This window comes from Candidatus Chazhemtobacterium aquaticus, from assembly GCF_009936135.1.
GTDB classification, from domain to species: domain Bacteria; phylum Patescibacteriota; class Microgenomatia; order UBA1400; family Chazhemtobacteraceae; genus Chazhemtobacterium; species Chazhemtobacterium aquaticus.
Genome location: NZ_CP047901.1, coordinates 710,490 through 730,266, shown reverse-complemented (window position 1 = coordinate 730,266; position 19,777 = coordinate 710,490). Strand labels below are relative to the sequence as shown.

Annotated in this window: 24 protein-coding genes; 18 read left to right on the top strand and 6 right to left on the bottom strand. The window is 44.0% G+C overall.

The window, feature by feature from the left end; all coding sequences use genetic code 11:
• Positions 1–19 precede the first annotated feature (19 nt).
• The 12 genes from MICH65_RS03915 to MICH65_RS03860 all read left to right on the top strand — a co-directional run bounded on the left by MICH65_RS03915 (position 20) and on the right by MICH65_RS03860 (position 9,460).
• Positions 20–1,132: a M50 family metallopeptidase gene (locus MICH65_RS03915; RefSeq protein ID WP_161932106.1), complete on the top strand. Its 1,113-nt coding sequence runs from the start codon at positions 20–22 to the stop codon at positions 1,130–1,132.
• A gap of 36 nt (positions 1,133–1,168) precedes the next feature.
• On the top strand, positions 1,169–1,525 hold the full coding sequence (locus tag MICH65_RS03910) for an HIT domain-containing protein (RefSeq protein ID WP_161932105.1): 357 nt from the start codon (positions 1,169–1,171) through the stop codon (positions 1,523–1,525).
• A gap of 30 nt (positions 1,526–1,555) precedes the next feature.
• Positions 1,556–1,783 (top strand): hypothetical protein, encoded by a 228-nt coding sequence (locus MICH65_RS03905; RefSeq protein ID WP_161932104.1) that lies wholly within the window; start codon positions 1,556–1,558, stop codon positions 1,781–1,783.
• Positions 1,783–2,217 (top strand): GatB/YqeY domain-containing protein, encoded by a 435-nt coding sequence (locus MICH65_RS03900; protein WP_161932103.1) that lies wholly within the window; start codon positions 1,783–1,785, stop codon positions 2,215–2,217. Before MICH65_RS03905 ends, MICH65_RS03900 begins: the two co-directional genes overlap by 1 nt.
• Before the next feature lie 4 nt (positions 2,218–2,221).
• The gene (gene ybeY, locus MICH65_RS03895) at positions 2,222–2,629 is read left to right on the top strand and encodes an rRNA maturation RNase YbeY (RefSeq protein WP_161932102.1); all 408 of its coding nucleotides are present in this window, start codon (positions 2,222–2,224) and stop codon (positions 2,627–2,629) included.
• Between the two features lie 478 nt (positions 2,630–3,107).
• The gene (gene dnaX / locus MICH65_RS03890; RefSeq protein ID WP_161932101.1) at positions 3,108–4,637 is read left to right on the top strand and encodes a DNA polymerase III subunit gamma/tau; all 1,530 of its coding nucleotides are present in this window, start codon (positions 3,108–3,110) and stop codon (positions 4,635–4,637) included.
• A 56-nt stretch (positions 4,638–4,693) separates the two neighbouring features.
• Positions 4,694–4,975 carry a hypothetical protein gene (locus MICH65_RS03885; RefSeq protein WP_161932100.1) on the top strand — a complete coding sequence of 94 codons (282 nt, stop codon included), beginning with the start codon at positions 4,694–4,696 and terminating at the stop codon, positions 4,973–4,975.
• 70 nt (positions 4,976–5,045) lie between these two features.
• Positions 5,046–5,321: a YbaB/EbfC family nucleoid-associated protein gene (locus MICH65_RS03880; RefSeq protein WP_161932099.1), complete on the top strand. Its 276-nt coding sequence runs from the start codon at positions 5,046–5,048 to the stop codon at positions 5,319–5,321.
• Between the two features lie 65 nt (positions 5,322–5,386).
• On the top strand, positions 5,387–5,992 hold the full coding sequence (gene recR / locus MICH65_RS03875) for a recombination mediator RecR (RefSeq protein WP_161932098.1): 606 nt from the start codon (positions 5,387–5,389) through the stop codon (positions 5,990–5,992).
• A gap of 7 nt (positions 5,993–5,999) precedes the next feature.
• Entirely contained in the window at positions 6,000–6,425 is a 426-nt protein-coding gene (locus tag MICH65_RS03870; protein WP_161932097.1) for a hypothetical protein, read from the top strand.
• 21 nt (positions 6,426–6,446) lie between these two features.
• A complete protein-coding gene (cysS, locus tag MICH65_RS03865; protein ID WP_161932096.1) occupies positions 6,447–7,877 on the top strand; it encodes a cysteine--tRNA ligase in 1,431 nt (476 codons plus the stop codon).
• Positions 7,877–9,460, top strand: coding sequence for an alpha-amylase family glycosyl hydrolase (locus tag MICH65_RS03860; RefSeq protein ID WP_161932095.1), 1,584 nt, complete (start codon positions 7,877–7,879; stop codon positions 9,458–9,460). The genes cysS and MICH65_RS03860 overlap by 1 nt, the downstream gene beginning before the upstream one ends.
• A gap of 378 nt (positions 9,461–9,838) precedes the next feature.
• Here MICH65_RS03860 and MICH65_RS04315 read toward each other — a convergent pair whose 3' ends face one another.
• Positions 9,839–10,168 carry a hypothetical protein gene (locus MICH65_RS04315; RefSeq protein ID WP_165983840.1) on the bottom strand — a complete coding sequence of 110 codons (330 nt, stop codon included), beginning with the start codon at positions 10,166–10,168 and terminating at the stop codon, positions 9,839–9,841.
• Positions 10,169–10,214: 46 nt separating this feature from the next.
• Positions 10,215–11,153 carry a sodium:calcium antiporter gene (locus MICH65_RS03855; protein ID WP_161932094.1) on the bottom strand — a complete coding sequence of 313 codons (939 nt, stop codon included), beginning with the start codon at positions 11,151–11,153 and terminating at the stop codon, positions 10,215–10,217.
• 64 nt (positions 11,154–11,217) lie between these two features.
• Here MICH65_RS03855 and ychF point away from each other — a divergent pair, with 64 nt between their 5' ends.
• The 5 genes from ychF to MICH65_RS03830 all read left to right on the top strand — a co-directional run bounded on the left by ychF (position 11,218) and on the right by MICH65_RS03830 (position 14,783).
• Entirely contained in the window at positions 11,218–12,282 is a 1,065-nt protein-coding gene (gene ychF / locus MICH65_RS03850; protein WP_161932093.1) for a redox-regulated ATPase YchF, read from the top strand.
• Positions 12,283–12,425: 143 nt separating this feature from the next.
• Positions 12,426–12,758, top strand: coding sequence for a 30S ribosomal protein S6 (gene rpsF / locus MICH65_RS03845; protein ID WP_161932092.1), 333 nt, complete (start codon positions 12,426–12,428; stop codon positions 12,756–12,758).
• 28 nt (positions 12,759–12,786) lie between these two features.
• On the top strand, positions 12,787–13,323 hold the full coding sequence (locus tag MICH65_RS03840; RefSeq protein WP_161932091.1) for a single-stranded DNA-binding protein: 537 nt from the start codon (positions 12,787–12,789) through the stop codon (positions 13,321–13,323).
• 21 nt (positions 13,324–13,344) lie between these two features.
• Complete coding sequence (rpsR, locus tag MICH65_RS03835; RefSeq protein ID WP_161932090.1) at positions 13,345–13,581, top strand: 30S ribosomal protein S18; 237 nt, start codon at positions 13,345–13,347, stop codon at positions 13,579–13,581.
• 32 nt (positions 13,582–13,613) lie between these two features.
• Positions 13,614–14,783, top strand: coding sequence for a D-alanine--D-alanine ligase family protein (locus MICH65_RS03830; protein WP_161932089.1), 1,170 nt, complete (start codon positions 13,614–13,616; stop codon positions 14,781–14,783).
• Here the strand turns inward: MICH65_RS03830 and MICH65_RS03825 are convergent.
• The 4 genes from MICH65_RS03825 to MICH65_RS03810 all read right to left on the bottom strand — a co-directional run bounded on the left by MICH65_RS03825 (position 14,780) and on the right by MICH65_RS03810 (position 18,491).
• On the bottom strand, positions 14,780–16,180 hold the full coding sequence (locus MICH65_RS03825) for a Mur ligase family protein (protein ID WP_161932088.1): 1,401 nt from the start codon (positions 16,178–16,180) through the stop codon (positions 14,780–14,782). The genes MICH65_RS03830 and MICH65_RS03825 overlap by 4 nt on opposite strands.
• Positions 16,177–16,938 (bottom strand): alpha/beta fold hydrolase, encoded by a 762-nt coding sequence (locus MICH65_RS03820; RefSeq protein WP_161932087.1) that lies wholly within the window; start codon positions 16,936–16,938, stop codon positions 16,177–16,179. Before MICH65_RS03820 ends, MICH65_RS03825 begins: the two co-directional genes overlap by 4 nt.
• A gap of 84 nt (positions 16,939–17,022) precedes the next feature.
• Entirely contained in the window at positions 17,023–17,949 is a 927-nt protein-coding gene (locus MICH65_RS03815; protein ID WP_161932086.1) for a hypothetical protein, read from the bottom strand.
• The gene (locus MICH65_RS03810) at positions 17,949–18,491 is read right to left on the bottom strand and encodes a hypothetical protein (RefSeq protein WP_161932085.1); all 543 of its coding nucleotides are present in this window, start codon (positions 18,489–18,491) and stop codon (positions 17,949–17,951) included. The genes MICH65_RS03815 and MICH65_RS03810 overlap by 1 nt, the downstream gene beginning before the upstream one ends.
• A gap of 770 nt (positions 18,492–19,261) precedes the next feature.
• On the opposite strand from MICH65_RS03810, the gene MICH65_RS03805 reads away from it, so the two are divergent.
• The gene (locus tag MICH65_RS03805) at positions 19,262–19,747 is read left to right on the top strand and encodes a GNAT family N-acetyltransferase (RefSeq protein ID WP_161932084.1); all 486 of its coding nucleotides are present in this window, start codon (positions 19,262–19,264) and stop codon (positions 19,745–19,747) included.
• Positions 19,748–19,777 lie beyond the last annotated feature (30 nt).

The window sequence follows — 19,777 nt, the reverse complement described above, 5'->3', positions numbered from 1 at the left end:
TTGTGCTAGGATAGAGTGCATGCAGGTTTTGTTGTTTTTACTGATTTTGACGGTGGTGGTGTTGGTACACGAGTGGGGTCATTTTGCAGCAGCTAGGTTTTTCAAGATCAAGGTAGAGGAGTTTGGAATCGGTTTCCCGCCGAGAATGTTGAGACTGTTTAAGAGAGGAGAGACGGAGTATACGATTAACTGGTTGCCGATTGGTGGTTTTGTGAAGATCTATGGAGAGAACGGTGAGGGTCAGGAGGTTAAGGATGAGAGGGCTTTTTGGAGCAAGCCGGTTTGGCAGAGAGCGGTGGTATTGGTGGCGGGAGTAACAATGAACTTGGTATTGGCAGTGGTATTGTTTGGAACTGTTTACTCGATTCTTGGGGTGCCGGCGATGATTGATGGAGTAAGGGTTTTGGAAGTAAGTGAGGGAAGTCCGGCTCAGACCGCTGGTCTTGAGGAGGGGGTGATTGTGACTTCTTTAGTGACCAATGAGGGGGAGCTGGTAATCGAGGGGAGTGAAGGGTTTGTTGAGAAGTTACGAGAAAACTTGGGTGAGGAGGTAGTGCTGAAGATAAAGGAGGGGGAGGGAGTAGTTGAAAAGAAAGTAACACTAAGAAGTGATCCAGGGCCCAATGAAGGGGCACTGGGGGCGGTGGTGACGGATACGGAACTAACTAAGTATCCTTGGTATCAAATGCCGTTTAGAGGTGTTTGGGTGGGATTTCAGGAGGCTTTTGCTTGGGGAAGAGAGATAGTGGTGGGGCTGGGAGGAATGGTGTATCAGTTGGTAACAGGTCAGGGATTGCCTAAGGACATTGCTGGGCCGGTGGGTATTTATCAGATTAGTAATCAGGCGAGAGAGGCTGGTTGGATGGCGGTGCTTCAGTTTGTGGGAATTTTGTCAGTTAATTTAATGATTCTTAACTTACTGCCTTTCCCTGGTTTAGATGGAGGAAGATTGTTGTTTTTAGGGATAGAGTTGGTTAGGGGAAGGAAGCTTAGAGAGGATGTCGAGGGATGGATTAACATGGCAGGAATGATGCTTTTGTTGGGACTAATGGTGGTGATTACCTTTAATGATGTGGCGAGAATAACTGGAGGGTGGATGGGGATTCAGGAAAAACTGCAGAGTTGGTTTTGATGGGGTTGAGTTGGAGGTGGATGACCTGATATACTTATGGCGATGACAAAGGACCCGGATTGTCTTTTTTGTAAGATAATTGATGGTGAAGAACCGTCTGTTAAAGTCTGGGAGAATCAGTCTTTTCTCGCGATATTGAACAAGTATCCGAAAGCCCCGGTGCATATTTTGGTAATGCCGAAAGAACACCGAAGTAAATTGGCGTTAGTTCAAGGTAAAGGTTTAGATCTTTACCAGGGATTAATGGAGGCGGTTTACGAGGTGGTGCGCGAGAAAGGTTTGGATAAGCGGGGATATAAATTAGTGAACAACGGGGGAGGGTATAACCACTTTGACCATGAACATATACATGTGATGGGTGGATCAGAAACCGAGCCCGGTGGAGAAACATAAACGTAATATAAGAAAGGAGGTGCACTGTAAGTGCCAGTAGTTATTAGGAAAAAACCAGGTGATTCTAACCAACAAGTCTTAAGCGAGTTTCGTAGAGAAACTATGTTTGATGAGGTGTTGGAAAAGATGAAACAGAGACTGATGGAGGGTTTTGTACCACCATCTGAACTGCGAAAACGAGAGAGAATCATCAAAAAGAAAGAACAAGCTCGAGAGAGGCGCAGAGCAGCGCGTCGTCGAGGGACATTAAAGCGCTAATGTTGATAGAGAAAGTTCGAACAGATTTGTATCAAGCTACCAAGGCGAGAGATTTGCCCAGGGTGAGGGCTTTGCGGATGCTAATTTCTTCTTTGGAGTATTTGGAAAAAAGAGGTAGTCAGGTAACTACTGAGGATGAGATGGCAGCGGTTAAGTTGGAGATAAAGAAACGTAAGGAAGCAATTGAAGCCTTTGGTCAGGTAGGTGAGCAGGAGAGAGTTAAGGATGAGGAGGATGAGATGAAGGTGTTAATGGAGTATATGCCAGAGCAGGTGGGTGAGGATGAGGTAAGAAAGGTGGTTAAAGAAGTAGTAGGGGAAGCTGGTGAGGGAGTAAATAAAGGAATGGTGATTGGTAAGGTAATTGGCAAGATTGGTAAAGAAAAGGTAGATGGTAACTTGGTGGCAAGGATTGTTAATGAGTTGGTGAAGTAAGGGTATGGGAGACAAAGAGATTAAGGTTCATATAAGGGCGGATAGTCGATATCCGATTGATCGAAAGCGAATTAGAAAATTAGTGAGAGATTTTTTGCGTGAGATGGGGGTGGAGGGCGAGATGCAGGTAGGTGTGGTGATGGTGGGAGATCGGAAGATGAAGGAGTTAAATATGAAATATTTAAAGGTGGAGGGAACGACTGATGTATTAAGTTTTTCGCAAACGGAGACTAGTGAGAAGGTAAGTGAGTTTATTGAACCCACTGATAACGGATTGTATTTGGGAGAAGTGATTGTAAGTTGGCCACAGGCAATGAAGCAAGCATTAGAGAGACAGATTACAGTAGATGAGGAAGTCGACTTCTTGGTTAAACACGGGCTGCTTCACTTGATGGGGATTCATCACGATTAGATTCTAGAAAAAAAGGAGCCACCCTTTGAAAGTATTTCGCAGGGTGGCTGAAAAAAGAAAGAAGAGCTAGGGGAGTGGTGATCAGTCTGTTGCAGCGGCTGCTTCAGGAACGGTGGTTCGAGCGGCTTCTTGGGCCTCTCTTGCTTGCCGTTCTTTCTCGATTTTGGCGAGAACCTTGGGCAGGTCCTTCGCGGAGGGGCAGCCTGCTGGATGCCATCTTAACGGCACCCCACACCTGCAGAGCTTTTCACCGTGAGCATTCTTAGCCATTCTGTGCTCCTTAGCAATATATGTGCAATCCGCTGGTTGCGGACCTATAGTATAACATGATAAAAATAATTTTGCAACGGGGTTAATGAAAGGAATTTAGTGAATTGAGTTTTGCCTGATACTTCATAGTATGTGGATGAGGAGTAGTATTTTGATCTATTAATTGGTAGTTGATATCACTGATGGGGCTATTCTAGAGTGGTGATTGATGAGTAGTTTCTATCGTAAATATCGACCAAGAAGAATTGAGGAACTTGACCTTGAGGAGGTAAGGAATACTTTGGCGGCGGGGTTAAAGAAGGGTGAGTTGGCCCATGCATATTTGTTTGTGGGCCCAAGGGGTTCGGGTAAAACCTCGGCGGCTAGAATACTGGCTAAGGTGGTTAATTGTGAGAAGCCAACCGCTAGTGGTGAGCCGTGTTTAGAGTGTGATAACTGTAGGGCTATAGAACAGGGAAGTTTTGTAGATGTAATGGAGATTGATGCAGCGTCGCATCGAGGGATTGATGCAATCAGGGAGTTAAGAGATAAGATTGGTTTGTCACCGGTAGCTGGTAGAAAGAAGGTGTATATCATCGATGAGGTACACATGTTGACGGTAGAGGCTTTTAACGCTTTGCTTAAGACTTTGGAGGAGCCACCAGAGCATGCAATGTTTGTGTTGTGTACAACTGAGGAGCATAAGGTACCTGAGACGATAGTGAGTAGGTGTACTCGAGTTGGTTTTGTAAAGGCAGGTAAGGATGAGGTGATTAAAAGTTTGAGTAAAGTGGTTAAAGGTGAAGGGCTAAAACTTGAGGAAGGGGTGCTTGAGTTATTGGCTGAGTCGGTGGATGGGAGTTTTCGGGAGGGACACAAGTTGTTGGAGCAACTGGCTAGTTTTGGAAAAGAGGTTAGTTTGAAGAAAGTTGAGGAGATACTGGGAAGTGTGAGAGGTGGAGAGGTTAAGCAAGTTGCCCAGTTATTGATTAGTGGTAAAACTAAGTTGGTTTTAGAGAAGCTTGAGAGTATGGAGAAAGGTGGTGTGGATTGGAGTAACTTTGCCGAGAAGCTACTTGATTATGTAAGAGGTCAGCTAAAAGCAAAATACGGGATAGGTAAGGTGGAGATAGAGGCGGAGATTGAGAGATTGCGAGTGGTGACAATGTTGGTGGCACGAGCATGCGGAGAGATCAAGACAGCAGTGGTACCGGCTTTACCTTTAGAAATGGTGGCAGTTGAGCTAGATAGGGAAGTGGAAATAAGTGGTGGAAGCGTGAGGGTAGCTAAGGAGCAAAAAGCTGAGGTTGGCAAACTAGATGAGAAAAGGGATGAGATGGGTGAAAAGAACGAGACAGGTCGAGACGAGATTAAGGCAGATATGGTACAGGTTCGAGAGAAGGTGTCTTTGGATGAGGTGATGAGTAAATGGGATGAGGTGATTAAGTCATTGTCACCTTTAAATCATAGTGTGGCTGGGTTACTTAGGTCCTGTAGACCAAAAAGGGTTGAAAATCATTTTTTGGTGATAGAGGCATATTACAAGTTTCATAAGGAGCAGTTGGAACAGGAGACGAGAAGGCGAATGCTTGAGGAAACACTAAAAAGGGAAGTGGGTTTGCCAGCAGTTAAGTTTGTGTTGGGAGAGAAGGCGGTGAGAGCGGCAAAAGTAATGGAGGAGCATGATAATGTCACTGCTCCAGAGAAGGATGACAAGCTGGTTGAAGCAGTAGAGGATGTGTTTGGAGTAGAGGTGTAAAAGTATCCTATATAGTGGTAAAATACTGGTAACTTAAGGTAGAAAGGAGTTCTGCCGTGCTGTACGTAATAAGCGAGGAGTACTTTAAGGTCAGGGTCATTAAGCTGATGGTGGAGTCAGTGGAATTTAACTATCTGCCTCCAGACCAGATTGCAGCAATGGCCCGTGAAGTGGTCGCCAGAGCGGTTAAGGCCGGAGTTCCTTTCGGTAAAGCTGTCACTCGGGATGAGTTGCTAGAGATAGTGACTCGCATGTGTTCTGAGGTGACAGTCAGTGTCCAGCCTGACAGTGATGAACAGTGGTTGGAACTGTTAACCTGGGAGCCTGCCTACATCTGAGCAGACCGTTTCGTGTTGACGGCGAGTTTTGTTAAAAACGACTCGCCGTTTTTTTTGGTATAATGGGGTAATGCTAGATAAACTGGGAGGAATCGGATCAAAAGGAGCAGCAGCAGCTAAGTTGGTGATGTTGCAGAGAAGGATAAGTAAAAAGAAGATTGTTCATGAAGAAGGTGATGTTAAGGTAATAGTGAGTGGTGATGGTAAGGTGAAGCGGATTGAGGTGGCAGGTGAGGAGATGAAAGAGCTGTCAAAGGTGGTGAATCAAGCGATTGAGCGAGCACAGAAATGGGCAGCTAGTGAGATGCAGGGAATGATGGGTGATCTAGGTAAGATGTTTAAGTAGTTTTGTAGTGGGTTTGGAATTATCCTTCGTTTTTGTTTGATTAAGAGATATACTTGGTAGTTGCTATGAGAAGTATACGACCGATACAAAGATTGGTGGATCAATTGGAGGGGTTGCCGGGAATTGGGCCTAAAACTGCCCAGAGATTGGCTTACTATATGCTTAGGTTTCCGCAGGATCGATTAGAGAGATTTGCTGAGGCGGTGGAAAGATTAAAGAAGGATACCAAGATGTGTGAGAGATGTTTCAATGTGGATGAGGAGAGTCCGTGTCGGATTTGTAGTGATAGGGGTAGAAACAGTAGTCAGATTTGTGTGGTGGAGACACCGCTTGATTTGTTGGCTTTGGAGCGATCTGATGGATACACTGGGGTGTATCACGTTTTACACGGAGTGATTAATCCCTTAAATAATATTGGACCGAATGACATTTATTTACCTCAATTGTTAAAACGGATTAAGGAGGAGCAGGTAGATGAATTGATTATTGCCACCAACCCTTCGATGGAGGGGGAGGCGACAGCGATGTACATTGCCGACAAAGTTAAGGAGATGGGAGAAAAAGTAAGGGTAACGCGAATCGGGAGAGGTTTGCCGACCGGAGCAGACCTCGAGTATGCGGATGACACGACCTTAAGTAGGGCTATGGAGGGTAGAAAGGAAATGGAATAATAGGAGTATGGCTACACTAGGAAAACAGTTACAACAAGGATTGGCAGATGCAGGAAAAGCGGCTTCGAGTGATGTGGTTGAGGGTTTGGTTGATGCTGGTAAGAAAATGGCTGGTGAGGTGGTTACAGGCGGTGGTGAGTTGAAAGAAAATGTTGATAGTGGTGGCCAGTCACAGTCTGTGAATCATGAGGAGGCAGAAAGGCGAATGATGAAGGAGAGGCAGGCTAGAGCTAGGATAGAACAGCTGCGTCAGGAGCTGGCGGCAGTAGTTAGGAATAAGGAGAGGGTTAGAGAGGAAGCGATTCAGCGAGAGGCGAGAGAGGAGGCCGTAAGTGACCAGCAGGAAAGTAGTCGAAAAAAGAGATTGCGTGATTTGTTGCTTAAAGCGAAGAGAGGTGGGGGAACGGGTGAGGTGGTGAAGCAGGTGGGGTAGGGTTGATATACTTAAAGAAGTATGAAGATATATAACTCGTTGAGTAGACAGATTGAAGAGATTGTTCCTATCAAGGAAGGTCAGGTGGGTATGTATACTTGTGGACCGACGGTTTACTCTACAGTAACAATTGGGAACTGGCGAACATATGTACTAGCTGATTGGTTGGTTAGAGCTTTGCAGTACTTAGGTCTTGAGGTTTCGTATGTAATGAACATTACAGATGTGGGGCATTTGACTGGAGATAACCTGGGAGATGCTGATACGGGTGAGGATAGACTGGAAAAGGCGGCTAAGAGAGAGCGAAAAACAGCTTGGCAGGTTGCTCAGGCATACACAGATGAGTTTTTGGAGGGTTTTGCTGAGCTTAACTTAAGCAAGCCGATGGTGTTTTGTAAGGCGACTGATCATATTAGGGAACAGATTGAGTTGATTAAAAGAATTGAGGAAAAAGGATTTGCTTATCGTATAAGCGATGGTGTGTATTTTGATGTTAAGGCGTTTGAGGCGGCGGGGAGTAAGTATGGGGAGTTGTCCAATTTAACTGAGATTAAGGAGGGAGCGAGAGTGGAGGTTAATCCTGAGAAGAGAGATAAGCGAGACTTTGCTTTGTGGAAGTTTTCACCTAAGAATGAGAAAAGAGATATGGAGTGGGAGAGTCCTTGGGGGGTAGGGTTTCCTGGATGGCATATTGAGTGTTCTGCTATGGGGATGAAGTATTTGGGTGAACAATTTGATATCCATGTAGGGGGGGAGGACTTGCGGTCGACACATCACCCTAATGAGATAGCTCAGAGCGAGGCGTCAACAGGTAAGGGACCTTTTGTTAAGTACTGGGTACACGGTGCCTTTCTTTTAGTTGATGGGGGAAGAATGGGTAAGAGTTTGGGTAACGCGTATGGTCTTAATGACTTAAGAGGAAAAGATTTTGGAGCAATGGACTTAAAGTATTTTTACTTGAGTGGTCATTATCGCAAACAACTCAACTTCACCTGGGAGGCGTTGAAAGCAGCCAGTGAAGCAAGAGATAGGTTGGTGAGAATGCTGTCAGGATACAAGAAGGGAAGCGAGAGAACTAATTTGCGAGAGGATAAGCTTAAAAAGATTAACGACTATCGAGAGAAGTTTTTACACGCAATTGGAGATGATCTTAATATGCCAGAGGCATTGGCAGTAGTTTGGGAGGTAGTTAAGAGTAATGTGGCTGATTATGATAAATATGATCTGATTTTAGAGTTTGATGAGGTATTGGGCCTTGATTTGCGAAAATCAGTAGAAGGGTTGAGTGAGGAGCAAGCCCCTGAGGAGTTAACTAAAATGCTTGAGAAACGAAACAGATTAAGAGAGGAGAAAAAGTGGGAGGAGGCAGATGCGGTGAGAGAGAAAATTGAGAAACAAGGTTGGAAAGTAGAGGATGATGGTGAGGAAAGTAGGCTGGTAAGGAGAAGGTAATGGTGGATATTGGAAAGCAGGTGGAGTGGTACAAGAGAATGAATTTGTATGTGGTTTACGCTGACGCGTTTCGTAATGGTAAGAGAGGAGATTTTTTTAGTCTGGCTAAAAACTTGGAGTATATAAAAGAGACAGGGTTTGATGTAATTCATGTGTTACCGTTTTTGGAGTCACCAATGCAGGATGCCGGATTTGATGTAAGTGATTTTTTTAAAGTAAGAAAGAGGTTGGGTGGCAATGAAGGTTTTGAGGTGTTTTTAAGAGAGGTTGGGAGACTAAAGATGAAGGTGTTTATGGACTTGGTGGTAAACCATGTGTCAGTGGAGCATGAGTGGTTCAAAAAGGCGGTATCAGGAGATGAGTACTACCGCAACTTTTTTATACATACCCCAGTGCAACCTAAACTGATTGAGGTTGAGGATGATCGGTGGGGTAAGTGGGCGAGGTACAGGTTGAATAGGAGGGAGTTAAGATCGCGAATCATATTCTTAAATCAAAATGGAGAGTTGCCTCACTGGTTTAGGGGTGAGGATGGTTTTTGGTATTACCACACATTCTATAAACACCAGATAGATTTGAACTGGACTAATCCTGAAGTAGTAAAGGCATTTGGGGAGGTAATAAGTTTCTGGGGAGGTAAGGGTTTAAGCTTTCGGATTGATGCGGCACCGTTTGCGGGAAAGAATTTAAGTAATATTAGAGAAGGTCAGATGGGTAGTCATAAGGTAGTAAGAGAGTTGCGCCGAATGGTTAAGGAGGTAAATAAGGATGGAGTGTTGTTGATTGAGGCGTGTCAGCCGATGTATAAGATGAAAAAGTATTTTGGTAGCGATGAACAGCCTGAGGCAGAGATGGCATATAACTTTGAGTTAATGCGAGGGTTGTGGGCAACGATAGTGTCAAGAAAGGGTAGCTATATCTGGAAGGCCTTAAGGAGAACGAGAGATATTCCTAGTCATGCTGGGTGGGTGAGTTTTTTGAGGAATCATGATGAGCTGAGTTTGGAGTATGCGCAGCCTAAAGTGAGGAGATTGGTTTATGATTCTTTGGTTAAAAATGGAGTTGAGTTTAGGGGGGAGTATGGGTTGGCTGGAAGAACAGCCTCTTTCTTGAAAAAAGATCCGCGCAAGATTGTCTTAGCACATTTTTTGTTAGCCTCGGTGAATGGGGCTTGTGCGGTGGTCTATGGTGATGAAGTAGGAAAAGTGACAAACAGGCGATATATCAGGATCGATGCCCGTGATGGAAATAGGGGATGGTTGACCGAGACTGAGTTGGGAAGCAAAAAAGCTAAGTTGGTTCGAGATGAGTTGAGTAAGATTTTTAGAACAAGGTTGAAGTATCCAGAGTTGGCGGTGGTGAAACCTATAAGAAGTAATCGAGGAAAAAGAAACTGGTTGAGCTTGCGGTATGGAGGAGAAGGGAGAAAGATTGAGGTGTTTGTTAATTTAAGTAGAAAAAAACGGGTAGTAAGTTTGGATGAAAATAAGAAGCTAGCTCTCTCTATTAACAGAGCAGAAAGGAAAGAAGACAAGATTGTTTTGCCGGCATATTCAGGGGTGTGGTTAGTTGGGAAGGAATAGTCGTTAACGAAAGAAGGCTGGTGCCAAGGTGAAGATGGCACCAGCCAGTGGGTGGAAGTCTACTTGTAGAACTCCCGGTCGTCGGGGGGTTTGTTTTTTGGCTTCGAGGCCAGATACAGGTTGAAGCCTAGAACAATAGCCAAGGCTATAACAAACAGTGCTCCTGGCGACATGACAATCTCCTTAGTGGTAGAGGTCGAATTCGTCGAAGTCTTCCTCAGTAAGTGGCATGCGGCTGATCAGATAGAGAACTCCTGATCCTACTGAGATCAAGAGAGCAATGATCACAAGTACTTCAACCATGATTAATCTCCACAATATTAGGTACGAGAAGTATATTTTATCATTTTATAGGACTTGCGGTGGAAAAAGCGGTTTTTAGGGACAGAGGGCGAACTCGCAACTGGGAGGGACTCGACCAACGTAGGAACCATCAGGACAAAGTAGGGCTTCCATGGTGCAGGCGATGGTGTCATCGACTGGAGTTGGTGTGGGGGTGGGAGTGGGGGAGAGGGTTTCGGTGAAACTGCGGCCATCGGGGGTGTTGCAGCGGCGGGGATAGCTTTCCATAACGGGATAGTATTTGGCACAATCATCAAAAGAGTTGACGAGTGGTGTTTGGTTTTTGAGATACAAGTAGAGGAGAGTAGATACTAGGAGGACAGAAACAACTGAGATAATGAGAAGAAGTTTGGGCAAAAATTTCATACTAGAATTGTAGCGCATCAACAAAAAATGGAATCACTTAGCTTGATTAGTGGAGGATTATTTCAGTGGAGATAAAAGCAAGATAGATGAAAAGGAGAAACACTCCTTCAAGACGAGAGATGGTGTTTTTGGTGCGGGCGAAGTAGTAGAAGGCAATCAGTCCAAAGATGAGGAAGAGTAGGCTTACTAGATAGCTATTGGTGAGGTAAACAGTGTCGCCGTATATAAGGGTAAGCAGGCCTAGTAAAAAGGTATTAAAAGCGGCTGAGCCAACATAGTTGCCAAAGGCAATCTGGTGGTTACGGATGAAGGCTGAGCGAAGCACGAGTGAAAGCTCTGGAATATTAGTACCTAACGAGATGACCATAAGGCTGATGAGGAAGGGAGAGATGTGAAAAAAATTGGAAAAGTAGAGAGTTTGTTCAACGATGAAACGACTGGAGATGAAGATGGTGGCAAGACCAAAAACAATCTTGACCAGTTCTTTACCTAACTTGATATTTGGCTTGGGAGTTATGCTTTTTAGCTTTTCGATTAAACCACGACGACTTTGAACGCTGATTAAAAGAAGAGTAAAGAGAATGAGAACACTGTAGCTGTCGGTGTGACCAACACGGCCATCCATGGCTAAGATGACAGGGAGAGAGATAACGACAAGGGAAGCAGCTAGGTTAAAGCCTTTAAACTCAGGAGTAATACGAATGGAGTTGCCAAGAATTGCCAGGAGCGGAATGATGAGCATGAAGATGACGATGGTGGCACCGATAAGGTTGCCAACATAGATTTCTGGATCATTCTTGATGATGGAGTTTAGACCAACAGAGAGCTCGCCAATGGAGGTGAAGAAGCCTAGGGTGATAAAGGAGATGGCAAAGGAGGAGACTTTAAGAGTACGGGAAAGCCGTTCGACTGATTTAATGGCTAGGCCTGATCCGACCCAGACACCGACAAATGATAGAAAATAGATAATCAGGTGGGCAAGCATGTCTAGTTAATGGTAGCAAATTGGCAGGAGAATAAGGAGAGGGGTGTGGCGGTATAATGCTGACATGAGTTTATCAGTCGGCATAGTCGGGTTACCAAATGTGGGGAAGAGTACTTTATTTAATGCATTGTTGGGTAAGCAACAGGCGTTGGCAGCTAATTACCCATTTGCCACAGTTGAGCCTAATGTGGGAGTAGTGCCGGTGCCGGATGAGAGATTGGAGAAACTTGCTAAGGTAGTGGGGACTGAGCGAATAGTACCAGCGACAGTGACATTTAATGATATTGCCGGTTTGGTTAAGGGGGCGGCCAAGGGTGAGGGGTTGGGAAATAAGTTTTTGGCTAATATTCGCGAGGTCGATTTGGTTTGTCATGTGTTGCGGGCTTTTGAGGATGACGATGTGGTTAGAGCTGGGGCTGTTAGTCCTGAGGATGATTATGCAGTAGTTGAGGCTGAGTTGATCATGAAGGATCTAGAGACGGTAGAGAGACAGCTTAGTGTAGCCAGAAAACAGACAGCGGAGATAAGGGAGTGGGCTGAGGTGTTATTTAACCATCTAAATGAGGGTAAACCAGCTAGATTGCTTAAGATGAGTGATAAACAGAGGGAGTGGGTGGGGGAGATGTTTTTGTTAACCATGAAGGATGAGGTGGCGGTAGTGAATATTGGTGAGAATCAGATGGATAAAGTGACAGAGGTTGAGGTTGAGGTGGAGGCAAAGTTAAAGATACCAGTCGTGGCGCTGTCGGCTCGAGTAGAGGCTGAGGTGGCTGAGTTAGGTAGGGAAGAGGCAAGACTTTATTTGGCTGAGTTGGGAGTAAGCCAGTCGGGTCTAGATCGGTTGGTGAGTTTGGCTTATGGAAAACTAAACTTGATTAGTTTCCTGACGGCTGGAGAAAAGGAAGTGAGGGCCTGGACTATAGAGAGGGGGAGTAAGGCCCCTGAGGCTGCAGGGGTGATTCACAGTGATTTTGAAAAGAAGTTTATTAAGGCAAAGGTGTGTAGTTATGACGATTTTATCGAGTATCAGGGTTGGAAAGGTGTGGCTGAGGAAGGAAAAATGAGAATGGAGGGAAGAGAGTATGAGATGAAGGAGGGGGATGTAGTGGAGTTTATGATTGGTCAGTAAGGATATATAATTGCTTTTGAAGCTATATTGAGGTAAAATTTCCAGGCCGATGTAACTGATAAATGGATCGGTTTTAGACTTGGCTTTTTGATCAAGCATGAGTCTAAAAGTAAAATTAGTGTGATATATTTATTTTGAACAAGATGACAAAAAAGAATTACGAGTTAATGTTGGTATTGCCTGATGGTAAGCAACAGAAAGAGGCTGAGGCTTTGGTTAAAGAGTGGTTGGGTAAAAGTGGTGGTAAAGTGGTAAGTGTTGATTTTTGGGGCAAGAAAGATTTGGTATATCCAATTAAAAAACAAATGAAGGGTGTGTATGTTTTGTTTGAGTTGGAGTTGGCGGCTGATGAGGTGACTGAGTTGCAGAAGCGGATTAAACTAGAGGAAGGATTACTACGACATTTATTGGTAGTTAAAAATCAGCGGATTATTAAGGATAATAAGCCGGCAAAGCTTAAAAGTAAGAAGGAGTAACTTTTTAGTTTTTCGGTAATAAAAGAATATGGCAGCTAGAAGCTTAAACAAAGTTATTATAATTGGAAACCTAACCAGAGATCCTGAACTTAGATATACACCTCAGGGAACTCCAGTTTGTTCATTTGGAATTGCGACTAATCGTGAGTGGGTTGATAACAGCGGTCAAAAGCAGGAAGATGTTGAGTTTCATAATGTGGTGGCGTGGAACAAGTTGGCTGAGATTTGTGCCAATTTACTCTTTAAGGGTAGAAAAGTATATGTTGAGGGAAGACTATCTACCCGAACTTGGGCGGGTCAGGATGGAGCTGAGAGAAAAACCACTGAGATAGTGATCGAGGAGATGATTGCCTTTGGTCAAGGTAAACAAGGGCAGGAAGAAGAGTTTGGCGGTGGAGTAGACACAAGCTCGATGATGCCTGAGGAAGGTGGAGAAGGAATTGAGTTAGAAACCGCTGAGGATGAGAAACAGGATGATCAGGGTGGAGACGACAAGAAAGAGAAGAAGAGTAAGAAAGAAGAGAAGGATTTGGCTGAGGAAGTAGCCGATGATATTCCTTTTTAAAGTAATTAGTAGTAAATAAAAATGGCAACACCAGTAAAAAAGAAAATCAGAAGATCAAAGGAGCCTTGTTACTTTTGTGTGAACATGAAGGAGCCTGATTATAAGGAAATTGAGGTGTTGTCAAAGTATTTGTCGTCTAAGGGTCGGTTGGTATCGAGAATGAGAACTGGTGTGTGTCAGAAGCACCAGCGAAGAGTGACTCGAGAAGTGCAGAGAGCTAGAGTGTTGGCTATATTGCCGTTTGCCCAAAGGGTTTAAGGATAGGAGGTAAAGAGGATATAATGGCGTTTATGAGAAACGTTTTGGTATTGTATGGAGGTGTAAGTACTGAGCATGAAGTTTCGATCGTGACGGCGTTGCAGGTGATGCATGCCTTAAAAGGAGCGGGTCATAAGGTATTGCCTATTTATGTTAGTAAATCAGGTGAATGGTATATGGGAGGAGATAAATTTTTGGAGCCATCTTTCTACCAAAACTTAAACAATCCGGTTAAAGACGGGAAACGAGTGGTGTTGCCGCCGGATAGAGAGCTAAAGCTACTTGGAAAAGGGATGATGGGTTTTGGAGGAGTAGCCGAGGAGATAGGGGTGGTGTTCCCAGTATTTCATGGAAAGAATGGTGAGGATGGAACGATGCAGGGATTGGTGGAGCTGACGGGATTGCCTTTAGTGGGATGTGGAGTGGGGGCAAGTGCTTTGGGAATGGATAAGTATTTGGCTAAAAGAGTTGCTAAGGATTTGGGTATAGAGGTAGTCGAGGATGTGTTAGTCAGTGAAGAAGAGTGGGGTGTTAATAAGAAAGGATTGTTGAGTGAAATAGACAAACTGGGGAGTGATGTATTTGTAAAGCCTAATAGTTTGGGTTCTAGTATTGGAATCACAAGAGCAAAGAGTAAAAGCGAACTGGTCAACGCGATTGAGGTGGCTTTGGCGTATGATAGCCGAGTTTTGGTGGAAAAGGCAGTTAAGAATATGGTTGAGGTTAACATCTCGATTAAGGGAAATGATCCATATCAAGTTTCGATTACGGAGCAGCCATTGACTAGCGGTGAGGTGCTGTCATTTGAGGATAAGTATATTAAGCCAGGAGCTAAGAAGAGTGGTAAGACGCAGGGAATGGCAGCTGCGGATAGATTGATGCCAGCCAGAGTTGATAAAAAGATTATTAAAGCAGTGGAGGAGATGGCGATAAGATTTTTTAGAGCGATTGGGGGTAAGGGGATTGCTAGGGTTGATTTTATGTATGACGGTAAGAGATTGTATTTTAATGAGATCAACACCATGCCAGGATCATTAGCTTTTTACTTGTGGGAAAAAACTGGAGTGAAGTTTGATAAGTTAGTAGATGAGTTGGTCGAGCTAGCTGTATCGGATTGGCAAAAGAAACAAAAGAAAGTGACTACCTTTGAGAGTAATATCTTAAGCGGATTTGCTAAGGGTGGGGTAAAAGGAGGGGCTTAGTAGTTGTCTGGTAAGTCGTTTTCAAGCAAAATCCAGGAGTGGGTTTGGGATAAGGTTCTGACTGTGGGCCAGTAATCTGAAGGCGAGGTGAGGTAAGTAATAGTGGTTGAGGGGTGGGTGGATTTAATAGCTTTTTCTAGAGCTAATGTTCTTGGGGATTGACCAACTAAGATAATAGTGTCAAAGACAGTGGCCGCTTGCTTGCCAACTTGGTGATGGATAGGTGTGGTTTGTTGGCCTAACTCAACAATGCCTGGAGTAATTAAGGCCTTCTTACCTTTAAGAGGTTTGAGGTCATTAATAATACTGGTGAAACCCTCTACATTGCTGGAGTAAGTGTTGTCGATAACGGTGGCTTGGTTGATGGTTTTGATCTCAAGGCGATTGGGAGCGGGTTTAAGGGTGGTAAGGGCTTTGGTAATGGTCGCACGGGGGACTTTAAGGAGTAAGCACATGGAGATGGCGGCAACTAAGTTCTCTAGATTACTGGTACCAAAAAGATGAGTGGAGTAGGGATAGCTTTCCCCCTTGTATTTAATGGTAAAGCTGGAGCCTGTCGAGGTAAGTTGGTACTGAGAGACATAAAAGGTAGCCTTTTTGTACTTAAATGAGTAAGTGTTAAGACCTTGATATGAAGAGTGTTTTTCAAGATGGTGGCGGATATGCTCGTTGTCAAGATTAACCAGGGCGTTTTGAGGAATAACGGAGTCGATGAGTTCGAATTTGGCCAGGGTAGTGTTGTGTAAGGATTTAAAACGCTCAAGGTGTTGTGGTCCGATAGCGGTGAGGATGGCGTAGTCTGGAGGAACCATACGGGTTAGTTGTTTGATCTCACCTCTGACGTAGGCGCCATACTCACAGATGAAGGAGTCGACTTTGGAGGTTAGTTCAAGAGAGATGGCTTTGGCAATACCAAAGATGGTGTTGTATGAAGCAGGGGTTTTAAGAGAGTAGTGGTGATGGTCTAAGAGATGATAGAGAAAGTTTTTGGTACTGGTTTTGCCATAGGATCCAGTGATGCCGATGGTGGTGAGATTGGATTGAGAGGCAAGGATTTTGCTGGTGTTGATGATAGTGTGATGAAGATTAATAATCTCATAGGGTTTGATGAGTAAGAGAGCAAAGAAGAGAAGGGGATAGGGGAAGAAGAAAAGAAGAAAGGATATGAGCAGGGTGGTGGGTAGAGAGAGATATATATATGAGAGGGTAATGAGGAGAGACGCGCTAAAAATAGAAAGGACTAGAAGGCGTTTGGCTTTAGGGGTGTATTTAAGAGTGGTTTTGATGGGGGCTTGGAAATCAAGTGGATGGGTAAGCCACCAACGGAGAAAACGAAGAGGGGAGTAGCCTTCGAGTTGAAGGATGTGAAGATGGTGAGTGAGGGGGAGAGTGATCATAGGGTAGAGAGAAAGTGATTGATGGTACTGATTAGCTCTGATGGGTTGTTTAGATGGGGGTTGTGGTCTTGGCCATAGAGGACGCGCAGACGGGAGTTGGGGATATGATCTGTTAAGGTTCTTGAGAAATTAGGAAGTTCTTGATCAAGCTCGGGCCAGACGATGAGGGTAGGAGTAGAGATTTGGTTAAGCTTATGAGTCAGGTCATGGCGGATAATTTTTTTCAAGACCTGACGATTGGCGGGAGAAGCAGCTTTGTAATCTGCCGAGGCGAGATTGTTGGTTAAGGGGGTGTGAGCCAGAAAAGGAATTGCCTTTTTAATTGGACGATAGAGGCGAGCAAGGTGATTTATGAGGTAAACCTTGAGATTTAGTTTGGGGTCTATGGTCCTGATACCAGCCGGGGCTATAAGGATGAGGGCGGAGAGCAGATTGGAATATGAGGCAGCTAGGTCTATAGCAATTTGGCCGCCAAAGGAGTGACCGATAACAAGAGGTTGTTTAATTTTCATTTTTTTGATGAAGCTTAAAACAAACTGAGTAAATTCGGGGATGTCGGCACCGGGGGGAAGGTTTTGAGTACTGCCAAAACCAGGAAGATCGAGCAGATAGTATCGGTATCGCGAGTCAAACTCAAGAACAGCTTGTTGCCAAAGTGAAGAGTTGTGACCCCAACCATGGAGAAGGATGGCAGTCTTTTTGGCTTTGGGGTTGATGAGCAGATAGTGAGTAAGAGCGGTGTTAATAACAGTCTGCATAAGGAATATTGTAGCTGGTTGAGGGGAGGGGGGCTAGTTTTCTAGAATGTTGATGATAATTCATTTGTTTGTTTCTCAAGTTCTTCAAAGAAGATGGTGTGGAGGCGGTGGAGGGTGTTTTTTGCGTGAGGTGGTGAGACTTGGATTGTCGTATTTAACATAACCACCTCCAAGAATAATCATAATCGGGACATGACGGTAAAGAGATTTAAGGAGTAGACGCTCGCGGAGATGAATTTTTTCTTCAGAAAATTTGAGAATGCCGCCATAGCGATCATTTTTGTAAACATCAACTCCGTGGTGGTAAATAACTAAACCAGGATTGAGCTTTTTAATTTGGGCAAGGTACGACTCCAGCTGTTTAAAATATTGGTTCGTGGAATCGGTTTGATAGACACGGATGTTATCAGGAAGTGTGGATGGTAGTCGAGTAATCCACTCTGGTTTGGTGTATCGGTAAATGTCAAAGATGTGGATATTGGAGGTGTGCTGAAGGAGTTCGATTGTGCCGTTGCCGAGGTGAACGTCTAGATCAAGGATGGCTATGTTGTTTATGATCTTGTTGGTTAGTAGATACTTAGTAGTTAGAGCAATGGTGTTGATGGGGTTGAAGCCATAACCTCTGTCTGCAACTGCGTGATGGCCGCCACTGGTTAAGGTCATCGAGATGTTTTTGTTTAGGGCGGAGATGGAGGATTTTATCGAAGACCAGACGGAGTTAACATGGGCGGGATATAGATTTTTTTGCCAGATGAGTCCTGATGTTTCAGCTAGGGGTTGAGGTTTGCCGGTTTTGAGTGAGTTTAGGTATTTGGATGAGTGGCAGAGGTTTAAAACTGAGTCATCTGAGCTGTTTACTACTTGGGTATCGTAATTTGGGGAAGTTTTTAGTTTGTAATAGAGCCATTTGGTTTTTTCAATTTGGTCAAGTTGATAGGTTATTGTTTTATCAGCATTGTGGTGCACAAGGGTGTCATAGAGTTTTGGGTAGTAGCAGGTGACGGGATACATTAGCGACTTTGTATAGATGCTTTGATATGTTTTAGTCTTAATCTTGTTGCTGAGAGTTGATTGGTTGGGAAGAGTTGTCCGCTCTGAAGTCTGGGTAGTGCCCATGCGTACGATTGTGACCAGAGCTTTCTCTTTGATGTTAAAGATTGTGGATCAAGTCGGTAGACCGGGTATATTTGTTCTAGCAATGCTGAAGTGTTTCGTTTGATGGGGGCATCGATGTCAGTTATCATCTGTTGAAGTAGTTTTGTGGTGGTGTGTAAATCAGAGATACGGATGGCTTCGTGTTCAAATGTTCCTTCATTTGTAAAATTGTGTTTGTGTTCGCAGGGTATTGTAACACCAATCACATGTGGTGTGTTACCAAAAAGAATGTGTGGTGTGGAGTTGCAGTTATTGGTAAGTGGTCCATGTTGTATCTCAAGCCTGGCGTTGGCAGCCGCGTTTAGGGCAAGGTGTTCAGCTTGATTTGTTTTGTCGGATTGTTGATATACGATGTCACCGTCGGAGACCCTGATTACGGGGCCGTCAGTATATGTCATTTTTTTTGTGCACTGCTTCACTAAGTGGTATTGGTTCGACGCTTGCAGCTTCTAAGATGATAATGAACGTGTTTTGGTCGATCGGCTCTGACATTGTATGCTTTCGTTTGGCAATACCAGTTGCTGAAACCTGTCTTACTTCTTCTAGTTTATTGAATATAAATGTTATGTTTCCCCCTGGTGATGTACTTATTAGCCATTCAATTAGTTCGAGCATTATGGCGGATGTTGCGAGATTATCAGCAGATCTCATAAACATCATGTCTCGGTCATTGTAGGCCTTTAGAGACGCAATGGCTTGTGAATTTGGTAGAAGGGTATTTGCAGGGTGAAGCGTGTGTGGTTGACTTACTCATCGGCCGTTTTTCTCCTGGAAATCTGATAGTTCGCTGTGGTCTATGTAATTTCCTTCTGGATCATAAAAAATGACTGGTAGGGTCAACTCGTTTTTTGGAGCTGTAAAACTTGCATCAATGATAGTTCCGATTGCAACTGCCTCTTTTTGATGGTTGATCGCAAATCCAGGATGGTCAAGATGTGTGTCAATAACGATTTTCCTTTGCCACGGCTTTTTGTGGTAGTGGATGTATATAGCTGGTTCATCTTCAAATATCTGAAGTTCTGGTTCTTTTTGTTGTAATGGCTCTACCTATTCGTGTATTTGTTTCTGTATAAGATAAATATGGGGTGTTTGGGTATTTGTCTAAATGTGACAAGAGTTCAGTTATTGGTGCCATAGAAATGGTGTCTGTTATTATATAATATAAATTATGATGATGGGATGTGAGCGTAGAGAGTCGCTCCGTAATGATGATAAGCTTTTGGATTTTCATGATGCTCCTGTTTGGGCTCAAGATCTTTCGGTTATACTTCTAGCACAAGAATTTTATGGGCATAAGAGTATTGAGGGGGGTGTCTCTATTTTTGGAGAGAGTATTACTTCGGGAGAACAGCATGCAAAAGTGATCATAAGTGATGATGAATTGATAGGGGTTGGAACTTATAAAATATATGAATGGAGTAAGATTGAAAATCAGTTATACTTAGAACCAGGTTACGATGTGTTAGGGAGAACGGTGCGATTTCGGCTTGCTAAGTTTGGGGATTTGGTCGATAAAGTAGTTGGTACGAGGTTGTTTGATAGGGCTGGTGAGTTGGCTTATGTAGTTGTAAACCCAAAATTTAGAGGATTTGGTTATGGAAAGCGTCTTTTTAACGCCAGGGTTGGAGAATTAAAAAAATATCTGATTCACTGATATTTGCAATAGCCCGAGGCATATATGCTC

Coding starts and splice junctions, on each gene's coding strand:
- ychF (WP_161932093.1), top strand. CDS start 11,218: ATGAGTTTATCAGTCGGCATAGTCGGGTTACCAAATGTGGGGAAGAGT.
- MICH65_RS03830 (WP_161932089.1), top strand. CDS start 13,614: ATGAGAAACGTTTTGGTATTGTATGGAGGTGTAAGTACTGAGCATGAA.
- MICH65_RS03860 (WP_161932095.1), top strand. CDS start 7,877: ATGGTGGATATTGGAAAGCAGGTGGAGTGGTACAAGAGAATGAATTTG.
- MICH65_RS03820 (WP_161932087.1), bottom strand. CDS start 16,938: ATGCAGACTGTTATTAACACCGCTCTTACTCACTATCTGCTCATCAAC.
- MICH65_RS03900 (WP_161932103.1), top strand. CDS start 1,783: ATGTTGATAGAGAAAGTTCGAACAGATTTGTATCAAGCTACCAAGGCG.
- MICH65_RS04315 (WP_165983840.1), bottom strand. CDS start 10,168: ATGAAATTTTTGCCCAAACTTCTTCTCATTATCTCAGTTGTTTCTGTC.
- rpsR (WP_161932090.1), top strand. CDS start 13,345: ATGGCAACACCAGTAAAAAAGAAAATCAGAAGATCAAAGGAGCCTTGT.
- ybeY (WP_161932102.1), top strand. CDS start 2,222: ATGGGAGACAAAGAGATTAAGGTTCATATAAGGGCGGATAGTCGATAT.
- cysS (WP_161932096.1), top strand. CDS start 6,447: ATGAAGATATATAACTCGTTGAGTAGACAGATTGAAGAGATTGTTCCT.
- MICH65_RS03815 (WP_161932086.1), bottom strand. CDS start 17,949: ATGTATCCCGTCACCTGCTACTACCCAAAACTCTATGACACCCTTGTG.
- MICH65_RS03915 (WP_161932106.1), top strand. CDS start 20: ATGCAGGTTTTGTTGTTTTTACTGATTTTGACGGTGGTGGTGTTGGTA.
- MICH65_RS03840 (WP_161932091.1), top strand. CDS start 12,787: ATGGCAGCTAGAAGCTTAAACAAAGTTATTATAATTGGAAACCTAACC.
- rpsF (WP_161932092.1), top strand. CDS start 12,426: ATGACAAAAAAGAATTACGAGTTAATGTTGGTATTGCCTGATGGTAAG.
- MICH65_RS03810 (WP_161932085.1), bottom strand. CDS start 18,491: ATGACATATACTGACGGCCCCGTAATCAGGGTCTCCGACGGTGACATC.
- MICH65_RS03855 (WP_161932094.1), bottom strand. CDS start 11,153: ATGCTTGCCCACCTGATTATCTATTTTCTATCATTTGTCGGTGTCTGG.
- MICH65_RS03825 (WP_161932088.1), bottom strand. CDS start 16,180: ATGATCACTCTCCCCCTCACTCACCATCTTCACATCCTTCAACTCGAA.
- MICH65_RS03880 (WP_161932099.1), top strand. CDS start 5,046: ATGCTAGATAAACTGGGAGGAATCGGATCAAAAGGAGCAGCAGCAGCT.
- recR (WP_161932098.1), top strand. CDS start 5,387: ATGAGAAGTATACGACCGATACAAAGATTGGTGGATCAATTGGAGGGG.
- dnaX (WP_161932101.1), top strand. CDS start 3,108: ATGAGTAGTTTCTATCGTAAATATCGACCAAGAAGAATTGAGGAACTT.
- MICH65_RS03805 (WP_161932084.1), top strand. CDS start 19,262: ATGATGATGGGATGTGAGCGTAGAGAGTCGCTCCGTAATGATGATAAG.
- MICH65_RS03910 (WP_161932105.1), top strand. CDS start 1,169: ATGGCGATGACAAAGGACCCGGATTGTCTTTTTTGTAAGATAATTGAT.
- MICH65_RS03870 (WP_161932097.1), top strand. CDS start 6,000: ATGGCTACACTAGGAAAACAGTTACAACAAGGATTGGCAGATGCAGGA.